General features: G+C 64.7%; 11 protein-coding genes. 8 read left to right on the top strand and 3 right to left on the bottom strand.

Annotated elements, in window-relative coordinates; translation table 11 throughout:
* The first annotated feature begins 134 nt into the window (after positions 1-134).
* On the top strand, positions 135-4,073 hold the full coding sequence (locus AC1DQ3_RS29600; RefSeq protein WP_477123687.1) for a DUF748 domain-containing protein: 3,939 nt from the start codon (positions 135-137) through the stop codon (positions 4,071-4,073).
* Between the two features lie 208 nt (positions 4,074-4,281).
* Positions 4,282-4,467 carry a rubredoxin gene (locus tag AC1DQ3_RS29605; protein ID WP_477123688.1) on the top strand — a complete coding sequence of 62 codons (186 nt, stop codon included), beginning with the start codon at positions 4,282-4,284 and terminating at the stop codon, positions 4,465-4,467.
* A gap of 75 nt (positions 4,468-4,542) precedes the next feature.
* Here the strand turns inward: AC1DQ3_RS29605 and AC1DQ3_RS29610 are convergent, their stop codons facing one another.
* Entirely contained in the window at positions 4,543-4,701 is a 159-nt protein-coding gene (locus AC1DQ3_RS29610; protein WP_477123689.1) for a hypothetical protein, read from the bottom strand.
* A gap of 51 nt (positions 4,702-4,752) precedes the next feature.
* The gene (locus tag AC1DQ3_RS29615; protein WP_035871072.1) at positions 4,753-4,935 is read right to left on the bottom strand and encodes a hypothetical protein; all 183 of its coding nucleotides are present in this window, start codon (positions 4,933-4,935) and stop codon (positions 4,753-4,755) included.
* A 394-nt stretch (positions 4,936-5,329) separates the two neighbouring features.
* Here AC1DQ3_RS29615 and AC1DQ3_RS29620 point away from each other — a divergent pair, with 394 nt between their 5' ends.
* From AC1DQ3_RS29620 to AC1DQ3_RS29645, 6 genes are all read left to right on the top strand, one after another.
* On the top strand, positions 5,330-5,833 hold the full coding sequence (locus tag AC1DQ3_RS29620; protein ID WP_477123690.1) for a hypothetical protein: 504 nt from the start codon (positions 5,330-5,332) through the stop codon (positions 5,831-5,833).
* A 304-nt stretch (positions 5,834-6,137) separates the two neighbouring features.
* The gene (locus tag AC1DQ3_RS29625; RefSeq protein ID WP_477123691.1) at positions 6,138-7,322 is read left to right on the top strand and encodes a cytochrome c oxidase subunit II; all 1,185 of its coding nucleotides are present in this window, start codon (positions 6,138-6,140) and stop codon (positions 7,320-7,322) included.
* 18 nt (positions 7,323-7,340) lie between these two features.
* Positions 7,341-9,098 (top strand): cytochrome c oxidase subunit I, encoded by a 1,758-nt coding sequence (ctaD, locus tag AC1DQ3_RS29630; RefSeq protein ID WP_477123692.1) that lies wholly within the window; start codon positions 7,341-7,343, stop codon positions 9,096-9,098.
* Positions 9,095-9,742, top strand: coding sequence for a cytochrome c oxidase subunit 3 family protein (locus AC1DQ3_RS29635; protein WP_477123693.1), 648 nt, complete (start codon positions 9,095-9,097; stop codon positions 9,740-9,742). Before ctaD ends, AC1DQ3_RS29635 begins: the two co-directional genes overlap by 4 nt.
* Positions 9,743-9,775: 33 nt before the next feature.
* Positions 9,776-10,507 (top strand): heme-copper oxidase subunit III family protein, encoded by a 732-nt coding sequence (locus AC1DQ3_RS29640; RefSeq protein WP_477123694.1) that lies wholly within the window; start codon positions 9,776-9,778, stop codon positions 10,505-10,507.
* A gap of 8 nt (positions 10,508-10,515) precedes the next feature.
* Positions 10,516-10,914, top strand: a complete 399-nt coding sequence (locus tag AC1DQ3_RS29645; protein WP_477123695.1) for a cytochrome C oxidase subunit IV family protein — start codon at positions 10,516-10,518, stop codon at positions 10,912-10,914.
* 66 nt (positions 10,915-10,980) lie between these two features.
* Here AC1DQ3_RS29645 and AC1DQ3_RS29650 read toward each other — a convergent pair.
* A partial coding sequence (locus tag AC1DQ3_RS29650) for a calcium-binding protein (RefSeq protein ID WP_477123696.1) occupies positions 10,981-11,669 on the bottom strand: 689 nt, incomplete at its 5' end.

An 11,669-nucleotide genomic window follows, 5' to 3' on the forward strand; every position in this document is an offset into this window, starting at 1 on the left:
GTGTGTAAAAGTGCGATCCGGGCCACAAAGTGGGCGATTCGGCGGGAATGCAGCGTGAAATGCCACGCGCACGCGCGTTTCCGGCGGATAGGCAAAGCAGACACGGGTATTGGGGTTGAATCTTCTGGGATCACATGGCAATCAAGTTCTCCATGCAGGCGGCAACCGCCACACCGCGCCGCAGGGCCGGCCTGCGCGTGGCAGGCGGCATCGTGGCCGCGCTGGCGGTGTTCGGCCTGGCCGGATATTTTGGCGGACCCCCGCTGATCAAGTCCTTCGTGGCCAGGCAGGCCAGCGAGGCGCTGGGACGCAAGGTCACTTTTGGGGGCGCCCAGGTGCGCCCTTTCTCGCTGGCGGTCACCGTCTCCGATATCAAGATCTATGAGCCCGACGGCACCACGCCCATGCTGAGTGTGGGCGAGGCCGAGATCGACGGCGCCATCGCCTCCCTGTGGCACATGGCGCCGGTGGTGGATGCCGTGCATATCGACCGCCCCGCGCTGCGCCTGGCGCGCGACGCCAACGGCCGCATGAACTACGCCGATATCCAGGAGCGCTTCGCGGCCAGGCCCGCCCCGCAAAAATCGGAACCGGCGCGCTTCTCGGTCAACAATATCGCGCTGACCGGCGGCAGCATCGTGTTCGACGACAAGCAGCTCAAGCAGATGCAGCGCGTGGACAACCTGACCATCACGCTGCCTTTCCTGTCCAACCTGCCGCACGACGTGGAGATCGTGACCCGGCCCACGCTGAGCGCCAGCATCAACGGCTCCGCCCTGGCGCTCGACGGCACCATGCTGCCGTTCGCCGCCTCGCGCGAGACGCACCTCAACCTGAACCTGAACGGCCTGGAGCTGGCGCGCTATATGCCGTTCGCGCCGAAGCTCAAGGACGCCGATATCAAGGGCGGGCTGCTCGATACCCGGCTCACGCTGGGCTTTATCAAGGAAAAGGACAAACAGGATGTCTTCCTGTCGGGCACGGCGGCGCTGCGCGACGCCGATATCCGCAAGCACGACGGCGCGCCGCTGCTGAAAGCCGGGCGGGTGGCGGTGGACATTGCCCGCCTCGAACCGCTGGGCCGCATGATTCATCTGCGCAGCCTCGCCGTGGACGGCCTGGGGGTGCAGGCAGTGCGCCGCGCCGACGGCTCGCTTGACCTCGCCGAGGCATTCCTGCCGGAAGCCGCCAGGGTGGAAAAAACCGCCAGTGCGCAGGCGCCTGCCGCAGCAGGGGTTGCGCCGGTGCCGCAGAAGCCCTGGCGCTATGCGGTCGATCAGATTACCGTCAAGCAAGCCAGCCTGGGCCTGCGCGACGAGTCGGCCCCGTCCGGCCCAGGTACGCTGGCGCTCGGGCCCGTTGACGCCGAAGTCGCGGGTCTCTCCGGCGACAGCGACAAGCCCGCCAAGGTCCAGGCCAGGCTGACGGTGGCCGAAGGGCAGACGCTCAGCCATGAAGGCGAGATCTCGCTGCGCGGCGGCACCATGGACGGCACGCTGCAAGCCCATGGCCTGAAGCCTCAGGGGTTTGCCGCATGGTGGCCGGTGGCGCTGCGCACCCAGCTCGGCGATACCGCGATCAATGCCGATCTGCACTACAGGATGGCGTGGGGGGGGCCAGCCTTTGCCTTTTCGCTGGAGAAGTCCCGCGTCGAACTGGCGCCGCTCTTTCTGACTAACCGGGAGCCGGTGACGGTGCCGCAGGCGGCAACGGCGCCCGGCGCTGCAGCCGCCAAGGGCGACGCTGCCAGCGCAGCCGACCGCGACGACAGCGCCCGCCGGCGCGCCGCGCGCCGGGCGCGCAGCCGCGACGACAGCCGCGACGACAGCGAAAGCGCGAACCTGCCGCTGATGCGCGCCGAGCGGGTGGCGTTGGAAGACATCGCCTTCGATCTTGGCGCGCATTCGTTCCAGGCAGGGCAGTTGGTGGTGGCCAAGCCACAGGTCGCGCTCACGCGCGACCGTAGCGGCGAGTTTCTCGAAAGCTCGCGCCTGTGGGCGGTGCAATCCGAGCAGGTAAAGAAGGCGGGCCAGCGCGCGGCTGGCGGTCAGGCCAACGCCGCCCGCCCGGAAAGCGCAGGCGCCGGCAAACCGGCGCACTGGATGGTGCAACTCGGCAAGTTCTCGCTCGACGGCGGCAGTGTGCGCGTGACCGATTACGAACCCGCGGCCGCGAACCGCGACCGGCCCGTGGTCCACCAATTCCGCAACGTCAGCCTCGGCACCGGTGCGTTGAGCTGGCCCATGGCGGCCGAGGCCATCCCGATCAGGCTCAAGGCCGAGTCCGGCCGGCGCGGCGCGCTTGCGTTCGACGGCACCGTGCTGCCCAGCGCCCCGGCGATGCAACTGCAGTTGGACCTGCGCGAACTTGACCTCGCGCCGCTACAGCCTTATCTCGCCGACCGCTTCAATGCCGCGCTGCGTGGCGGCACCGCCACCGTGAAGGGCCGCCTGGGCGTGGCGGCGCCCGCCGGCAAACCGATTGCCGCGCGCTTTGCCGGCAACGCGCAGTTCGGCAATGTGCGCAGCGTGGACCGGGTGACCGGCGATGACTTTCTCCGTTGGCGATCGCTGGCCGTGAACGGCATCGATTTCGCCATGGACGAGGCCAAGGGGCCGATGAAGATCGGCGTGGGCGGCGTGGCGCTGTCGGATTTCTACGCGCGGGTGATCCTTAACGCCAATGGCCGGCTGAACCTGCAGGACGTGATGGCCGGCGGGGCCGCCAAGGGCGAAGCCGCCCCCAGCACCAGCCTCACGCAGGCCAATCCGGCCTCCGCGCCGGCAGCCTCCGCGCCGGCAGCCAGCGCGCCGGCACCTGCGCCGGCGGCCTCCGCCGGGGCGAAACCGCAGATCCGCGTTGGCGGCGTGACGGTCGAGAAAGGCAACATCAATTTCTCGGATTTCTTCGTCAAGCCGAACTACTCCGCCAACCTGACCGATATGAAGGGCTCGCTCTCCAGGATTTCGTCGACGGAGCCTGCCCCGGCCGATCTCACGCTGGCAGGCCGCCTCGATGACGATGCGCCGGTCAATATCGACGGCAAGCTCAACCCGCTGGCGGACCAGCTCTATCTCGATATCGCCGCCAAGGCCGCCGGGGTGGAACTGACCCGGCTGACCCCCTATGCGGCCAAATATGCCGGGTATCCGATCACCAAGGGCAAGCTGACGGTCGATGTGACATACAAGATCGAGAACGGCAAGCTGGATGCGCGTAACCACCTCTACCTCGACCAGCTGACCTTCGGCGACAAGGTCGACAGCCCGAGCGCGACCAAGCTGCCGGTGTTGCTGGCGGTCTCGCTGCTGAAGGATCGCAATGGCGTGATCGACATCAACCTGCCGGTGTCGGGCTCGCTGTCCGATCCCCAGTTCAGCATCGGTGGCGTGATCACGCGGGTGATCGTCAATTTGCTGGCCAAGGCGATTACCTCGCCGTTCTCGCTGATTGCCTCGGCCTTCGGCGGTGGCGAAGAACTGGGCTATGTGGAGTTCCCGCCCGGTACGTCCACGCTCACGCAGGCGGCCAAGCAGAAGGTCGACACCCTCGGCAAGGCCCTGGCCGACCGACCGGCGCTGCACCTGGAGATCAGCGGGCGCATCGACCCGGCCACCGATATGGCCGGTGCCAGGCGTGCCTGGCTGGACGCGCGCGTGCAGGAGCAAAAGGCGCGTGAACTGCGCGCCAGCGCGCGCGAGGGCGCCGTGGCCGAGGAAGGAGAAGGAGCGGGCACGCAGGGCGCCAAGGTGACGGTGTCGCCGCAGGAGTATCCGAAGTATCTCGAAGCGGTCTACAAGCGCGCTTCCTTCAAGAAGCCGCGCAACGTGATTGGCCTGGCAAAATCGCTGCCAACCGCGGAGATGGAGACGCTGCTGCTGGAGAACGCGCCGGTGACCGATGTGGAACTCAAGCAACTCGCCGATCAGCGGGCCCTGGCAGTGAAACAGGCGCTGGAGCGCGACGCCAAGGTGCCGGAGAACCGTTTGTTCCTGACCGCGCCGAAGCTCAATGCCGAAGGCATCAAGGACAAGGGCACGCCTAACCGGGTGGATTTCGCCGTCAGGCAGTAAGCCTTCCCGGGCAACCTGGCCTGTGCAAAAAGGGCGCATTGCCGCCCTGGTCGGGGCTCTATTTCCGTCAGTCGCAAAACTGGCAGCAAATGTGCGGCCGTTCTCCGTCTACATCAAGTGATCCGCATTCTGCCAATAATCGATGCGCTGGCAGTGCGCCAGTCAAAAGGCTGTATGATTTCGCCCGGAATCGATACAGGAGTACGTTTTGCAGCAGGAAGCCATTGCCTACAAGACTTGGGTTTGCGTGATTTGCGGATGGGTCTACGACGAAGAACAGGGCTGGCCGGATGACGGCATCGCGCCCGGCACCCGCTGGGAGGATATTCCGGACGATTGGCGTTGCCCGGAATGTGATGTCGGCAAGGGCGAGTTCGCGATGATTGAAATCTGAGCGCAAGCGCGCCAACGGCCCGGACTGGCCGCCCAGGCCCGCATGCGAGTGCCGGCGGGCAAGCTCTGGTGGTGGCTAGTGGCGCTGCATCTGCCGGCAGATCCCGGCACGCCTTTTACGCTCCGCGCAGCGACGATAGCGCATGCGGTAGGGGTGGCTACAACGCCAGATCGCGGTCACCACGGTGACCAGCAGGAATGCCGCCATCAGGGCGGCCAGCAGACCCAGTGTCATAGCGGCGCCTTTCTCAAGCAAGCCGGGAACGCTCGAAGCGTTCAGTTCAGTTCAGATGAGCAGAGGCAACGCTTCCAGCAGGGCCACCGCCAGCAGGGCTCCGAATATTGCACCCGCGGCGCGGCAACTGATGCGCAGCGCTCGGGCTGTGAAGGGAATCCCGCCGAAGGCAATCATGCCGACCAGCGCCATCGGAATCAGAAAAACAAGATCATGCGAGCTAAGGTGCAACATGGCTGGCTCCTGTCTCTTTCCTTGTACTCCCAGTATAGAAAGTGTCTCAGGTAGGCCAAGGTCGATGACATCGGGGTTGTCCCCTAATGCACTTTTCAGGGTGGGCTTTGCGCGGCACTTGCGCTTGCGTAGTTTCTTGATTGGCTCGACGGCTTTTGACTTTGCGACGGGTTTCCCTTCCAAGTACCGACTCGGCCACAGCCAGTTGATTCGGCACGGCCTCAGCGTTGCGCCAGGCCCACCCCATGCACTTTTTTGTGCATGTGCGGTCAAACGATCAGGCCGGCGTGTCCTATGCTGTGCAGATACGCGGGCCCGATCACTATCAGGTCACAGCGCGTAACGAGCACGTCGCAGCGGGAATCGCAGCGAAACAGCATATCCGGAGGTGGCTATGGAACTTCACATGCAATCGCACCACTATGTGCGCCGCACACCAGACTGGACCGCGGCAGCGGTGTCGGGCCTGGCGGCCGGGGCGCTGTTGATGGTGATCGAGTTGTTCTGGTCGACGATGGTGGCGGGCATCAATCCCTGGGGCACGACGCGGATGATCGCGGCAATCCTGATGGGGCAAGGCGTGTTGCAGACGTCGCTGTTCAGCGTGGGTACCGTGGCCGCGGCGCTGGCAATCCATTTCGTGCTCGGCGCGGTGCTGGGGATGATCCTGGGGGCCATCATCGCGCCGTTCCACCTGGATTCGAGTACGGGCATGGTGCTGCTGACTGGCGCGGTGTTCGGCCTGGCGGTCTACCTGCTCAACTTCTACGGCATGACGCGCTTCTACACCTGGTTCGCCGATGCGCGCGGCTGGCATACGCTGGTTGGCCATATGATCTTCGGCATGACCGCAGCCATTGCCTACTGGAAGCTCGAAAGCAAGGATGTATCGCACTGAGCACTGACTCGCCAGCCAGGACGCACCGCAGTGCATCAATGAGGCGATAGCATTGCGGGCATTCGGTTTGGACCCGCGCCTTGCCACTACACTGGCCGCGCTGGCCGGCAGCGGCGGACGAAAGCTTCGGCTTTCCCCGCCGCTTTTTAATTGCCGGTGACTTCGCGGACACCACCTGCCTTCTGTGGCATCGCACCCAAAGCGCTCTCAACGCCGCCTTGCACGAGGCGGACCACATGCACTAGTCTTATCTCAGCCTTGCGCGTAGTTCGCGGCCTGCCGTGCGCAAGAGGGGAGGGTCGGTATGGCGATAGCCATTGCACTAGTGATCATCGTCGTTGCTTCGGTGCTCTTCCATTTCGTGAGCCCGTGGTGGGCGACGCCGCTTGCCTCCAACTGGAGGCAGATGGACGACACGCTGACCATCACCCTGGTCATCACCGGCATCTTCTTCATCGTCATCAACTTTTTTATTGCCTATATCGTCTGGCGCTATCGTCATCGCGACGGCGCGCGCGCACACTATCAACCGGAGAACAGCAAGCTTGAGCTCTGGCTGATCGCCGGCACCACATTGGGCGTGATCGCGTTGCTCGCTCCGGGGCTGTTCGTCTATGCCGAATACGTGCGGCCACCCGATGATGCGATGGTGCTGGAGGTGGTCGGCCAGCAGTGGCAGTGGGGCTTCCGCTTTCCCGGCCAGGGCGGCCAGCTTGGCACCTCGGACGCGCGCTTCGTCTCGGCGGCCAACCCGCTCGGCGTGAACCCGGACGACCCGCGCGGGCAGGACGACATCATCGTCGCCGGCAATGAAGTGCACCTGCCGCTGAATCATCCGGTCAAGGTGCTGCTGCGCTCCAAGGATGTGCTGCACGATTTCTACGTGCCGCCGTTTCGTGCGCGCATGAACATGGTGCCCGGCATGGTGACGTCGTTCTGGTTCACGCCGACCAAGGCCGGTACCTACGAGATCCTGTGCGCGCAGTTGTGCGGGGTCGGCCACTACAACATGCGCGGCAAGGTGGTGGTGGAGGATCAGGCTGCGTTCGACGCGTGGCTGCGCCGGCAACCTACGTTTGCGCTGACCATGATGAAGCCGCCCGCGCCGCCGGCTGCGGCCGCCGGGGCCGGCGCGCCCGCCGGCGCCGATACGCTCGTGGAACAGGGACGCGCGCTGGCGCAAGGCAAGGGTTGCGTGGGTTGCCACAGCATCGATGGCACCGTTGGCGTGGGACCGAGCTGGAAGGGCCTGTATGGCAGTACCGGTACGTTCGCCGACGGCAGCAGCGCAAAGGTCGACGATGCCTACCTGAAGACCGAGATCACTGATCCGCAGGCGCGCCTGGTCAAGGGTTTCGGCCCGCTCATGCCGAAGATCCCCTTGAGCGAAGAGGAAGTCAGCGCGCTGATCGCCTACATCCGTGCCAACGGCGCGGGCGGCACCACGGCAACGCAGGCGGGCGCCGCATCCGGCGCAGCCGCCAGATAGGCTACAGGAGGGAGTGCAATGGCATACGCGGACGACGCCGCCCATCATGGCCCGACCAGCTTCTTCACCCGCTATATCTGGAGCCAGGACCACAAGGTGATTGCGGTGCAGTACACGCTGGTCGCCATCTTCGTGGGGCTGATTGGCGTGGTGCTGTCCAACCTGATGCGCCTGCAACTGGGTTTCCCCGGGCATTTCGCCTTTATCAACGCCAACCGCTACTACCAGTTCGTCACCATGCACGGCATGATCATGGTGATCTACCTGCTTACGGCGCTTTTTCTCGGCGGCTTTGGCAACTTCCTGATTCCGTTGATGGTGGGCGCGCGCGACATGGTGTTCCCTTACCTCAACATGTTGAGCTTCTGGGTTTACTTCCTCTCGGTACTGGTGCTGCTGTCGAGCTTCTTCGTGCCGGGCGGGCCCACCGGTGCCGGCTGGACGCTGTATCCGCCGCAGGCCATCCTGCCGGGCACGCCCGGCTACGAGTGGGGCATCATCCTGATGCTGGTGTCGCTGCTGATCTTTATCGTGGCGGCCACCATGGGCGGCCTCAACTATGTCACCACGGTGCTGCAGGCGCGCACCGAGGGCATGACGCTGATGCGCATGCCGCTGGCCGTGTGGGGCATTTTCATGGCCACCATCCTGGCGCTGCTGGCTTTCCCGGCGCTGTTCGTGTCGGGCGTGATGATGCTGCTGGACCGCACGCTGGGCACGAGCTTCTTCATGCCGGCGATTGTGTCGCTGGGCCAGCAGCTCAACTACAAGGGCGGCAGCCCGCTGCTGTTCCAGCACCTGTTCTGGTTCTTCGGCCATCCGGAGGTGTATATCGTGGCGCTCCCCGCGTTCGGCATCGTCTCGGACCTGATCAGCGTGCATTCGCGCAAGAGCATCTTCGGCTACCGCACCATGGTGTGGGCCATCCTGGCCATCGGCGTATTGTCGGTGGTGGTCTGGGCGCACCATATGTTCGTGAGCGGGATGAACCCGTACTTCGGCTTCTTCTTCGCCACCACGACGCTGATCATCGCGATTCCCACCGCCATCAAGGTCTATAACTGGGTCATCACGCTGTGGCGGGGCGACATCCATTTCTCGGTGCCGATGCTGTTCGCCATCGCCTTTGTCAGCACCTTCGTGATCGGCGGGCTGACCGGGCTGTTCCTGGGCAATGTCAGCGTGGACATCCCGTTGTCCAATACGTACTTCGTGGTGGCGCACTTCCATATGGTGATGGGCGTGTCGCCGATCCTGGTGGTATTCGGCGGGATCTATCACTGGTATCCCAAGGTCACCGGCCGCATGCTCAACGACAAGCTGGGGCATATCCATTTCTGGGTGACCTTCGTCGGCACCTATGCGATCTTCTTCCCCATGCACTACCTGGGCATCCTTGGCATGCCGCGGCGCTACTACGCTTACGACAACTACGCCTTCATTCCTGAATCGGCGCACACCATGAATGCCTATATCTCCGTGGCAGCGTTTATCGTGGCGGCGGCGCAGCTGCTGTTCATCTTCAACCTGGCCTGGAGCCTCAGGCACGGCCGGCTGGCGGGTTCCAATCCATGGCGGGCGGCTTCGCTGGAATGGCAGACCCCGCAGACGCCGCCGGTGCACGGCAACTGGGGCCCGGAGCAGCCGGTGGTGCATCGCTGGGCCTACGCCTATAGCGTGCCGGGCGCGAGCGAGGATTTCATCGCGCAGAATGCGCCGCCCGATGCCGGCGGTGCTGAGCCCGAGCCGCATGCCAGCCGTGGAGCCGTGGCATGACCCCGAACCTGGTCTATCGCGCCGGTGACGAAGGCGAGCGGCGCCCCGGCCCCGGCCCCGGCGACGTGGGCAGGCAGCGTGCCCGCCGCGCGCCGGCCAGCATCGGCTTGTGGGTGTTCATGGGTGTGGTGTCTTCGCTGTTCGCGCTGTTCATCGCCGCGTATGCCATGCGCATGGACTCGCCGGACTGGCATCCTGTCTCCTTGCCGTGGCAGGTCTGGATGTCCACTTGCTTGCTGGCCGTGGGCAGCGCGGCGATGTCGGTGGCGGCGCGGGCGGCGCGCACGGCGCGCCCCACGCAGGCGCGCGGCGCGCTGCGCCTTGGCGGACTGGCAGCGGCGGCGTTTGTCGCCTCGCAGTTATGGGCCTGGCAGGCCCTGCTCGCCATCCACGTGGTACCGGCCAACAATCCGGCCGGCAGCTTCTTCTACCTGCTCACCGCGATGCACGGCCTGCACGTGCTGGGCGGCCTGGCTGGCTGGGCGGTTGCCATGCATGCCGCGCGGGGCAGTGCGCGGGCCACGCTGCGCACCGTGCTGTGCGCGCGCTACTGGCATTTCCTGCTCGGCGTGTGGCTGGTGCTGCTGGCCGCGCTGAACTGGCTCACGCCCGAACTGGTTCGCTTTATCTGCGGGCGCGGCTAGGCGGCCGCGCCGATCATCGAAGGAGACGCGCCAATGTCTTCGCAACCCACTCCATCGACACCGGCCGAGGCCGGCAGCGCCGCGTTGCCCGACGCGCCCGCGCCGGCGCCCCTGGTGGCCGGCCTGCGCGGGCTGGTGGCCGACTGGTCGTCCGACCAGCAAGCCTTCAAGGTGTCGTGGGGCAAGGCGATGATGTGGATCTTCCTGGTGTCCGACACCTTTATCTTCAGTTGCTTCCTGACCGGCTACATGACGGTGCGGATCGCCAGCACCGATACCTGGCCGAATCCAAGCATCGTGTTCGGGCTGAAGGTCGGCGGCGCCGAGGTGCCCTTGCTGCTGATCGCCATCATGACCTTCGTACTGATCAGCAGCAGCGGCACAATGGCGATGGCCGTGAACTTCGCCTACCGGCGCGACCGCGTGAAGTGCGCCAGCCTGATGTTTGCCACGGCGTTGTTCGGCGTGTGCTTCGTCAGCATGCAAGCTTTCGAGTGGAGCAAGCTGATCTTGACCGAGGGCGTGCGTCCCTGGGGCAACCCGATGGGCGCGCCGCAGTTCGGCTCCGCGTTTTTCATGATTACCGGCTTCCACGGGCTGCACGTGAGTTGCGGCGTGATTTATCTGCTGATCGTGGCCACCAAGGTGCTGCGCGGCCGCTACGATCGCACGGGCAACTACCAGATCGTGGAGATCGCCGGGCTCTACTGGCACTTCGTGGACCTGGTCTGGGTCTTTATCTTCGCGCTGTTCTATCTCTGGTGAGGCACGCCATGGCATCGTCGACCCCGTCTCCCGATGTGCCCGGCCTGGCACCGGCGGCGCCCGCGCATGCGCCCGAGGCCACCGGCTCGCACGGCGAATCGCAGCACGGGCAGCAGCACCCGATTGGCCTGTACCTGAAGATCTGGGTGCTGCTGTTCGTGCTGTCCACGCTGTCCTACATGGTGGATTACTTCCAGTTCGAGGGCTACCTGCGCTGGTTCCTGATCCTGCTGCTCATGGTGTTGAAGGCCGGACTGATCGTCGGCGTCTTCATGCACATGGCGTGGGAGCGGATGGCGCTGATCTGCGCCATCCTGGTGCCGCCGCTTTGCCTGCTGGTGCTGGTGGGCCTGATGGCGACGGAGGCCGATTACACCTTCCTCTTGCGCGGGGCTTTTTTCCGCTGAGCGCGCATGCCCGCTGAATCAGTTCTCGCGGTCAGCCGCCGTACATGTACGGCGGCTGATGCTACCCTACTTCCAGTTAGCGGCAATCACTCCTTCCAATGCGTCCCGGTAGTTCTGCGGGAGCGTGGACTGTCCGGATGTCGGCGGACTGAATGCGGCCATGGCACTTACCAAATTCTCCACTTGGCTATCCAGGAGTTGCTTCCCATCGGCTGTCCTGAACTGCTCAATGTGGTAGGCCGAGCCCGAGTACCAGTTCGAGATAGTCACTTTGTCGGAGCTGCCAATAACGTTGACTTCCAGGTCCGAGCTGACGCGACGGAACCATAGTTGATCGGCCGCGACCTCCGGGCCAAATGCGAGTCTATCCACGTTACCGATTGTCGGATCATATTCGGAAATGCGGTCTTGACCTGCAGTCCTGTCGAATCTGTACAGATCGTTTCCAAGGCCACCGTTCAACACGTCATCGCCAGCACCACCAATGAGGATGTCGTCTCCATTGCCGCCAGCGAGCGAGTCGTTGCCTTCACCGCCGTCCAGCAGGTCATTGCCGTCACCGCCGTTGAGCGTGTCGTTGCCGGCTTCCCCATAGACCTTGTCGTCACCGCCATTGGCCGAGATCGAGTCGTTGCCGCCACCGGCGTACAGCGTCTCGCCCACGTTGCTGAAGGAGAGGCTGTCCGCACCTTCCGACATGCGGATCGGATAGGCCGCATACAACTCGGCCACCGATAGCGTTTTGCCGTCGGAGA

The organism is Cupriavidus sp. 01T418 (assembly GCF_056398885.1).

What these genes read in the sequence shown, in the direction of transcription:
- AC1DQ3_RS29600 (WP_477123687.1), top strand. Translation starts at nt 135, where the DNA reads ATGGCAATCAAGTTCTCCATGCAGGCGGCAACCGCCACACCGCGCCGC.
- AC1DQ3_RS29610 (WP_477123689.1), bottom strand. Translation starts at nt 4,701, where the DNA reads ATGACACTGGGTCTGCTGGCCGCCCTGATGGCGGCATTCCTGCTGGTC.
- AC1DQ3_RS29615 (WP_035871072.1), bottom strand. Translation starts at nt 4,935, where the DNA reads ATGTTGCACCTTAGCTCGCATGATCTTGTTTTTCTGATTCCGATGGCG.
- AC1DQ3_RS29620 (WP_477123690.1), top strand. Translation starts at nt 5,330, where the DNA reads ATGGAACTTCACATGCAATCGCACCACTATGTGCGCCGCACACCAGAC.
- AC1DQ3_RS29625 (WP_477123691.1), top strand. Translation starts at nt 6,138, where the DNA reads ATGGCGATAGCCATTGCACTAGTGATCATCGTCGTTGCTTCGGTGCTC.
- ctaD (WP_477123692.1), top strand. Translation starts at nt 7,341, where the DNA reads ATGGCATACGCGGACGACGCCGCCCATCATGGCCCGACCAGCTTCTTC.
- AC1DQ3_RS29635 (WP_477123693.1), top strand. Translation starts at nt 9,095, where the DNA reads ATGACCCCGAACCTGGTCTATCGCGCCGGTGACGAAGGCGAGCGGCGC.
- AC1DQ3_RS29640 (WP_477123694.1), top strand. Translation starts at nt 9,776, where the DNA reads ATGTCTTCGCAACCCACTCCATCGACACCGGCCGAGGCCGGCAGCGCC.
- AC1DQ3_RS29645 (WP_477123695.1), top strand. Translation starts at nt 10,516, where the DNA reads ATGGCATCGTCGACCCCGTCTCCCGATGTGCCCGGCCTGGCACCGGCG.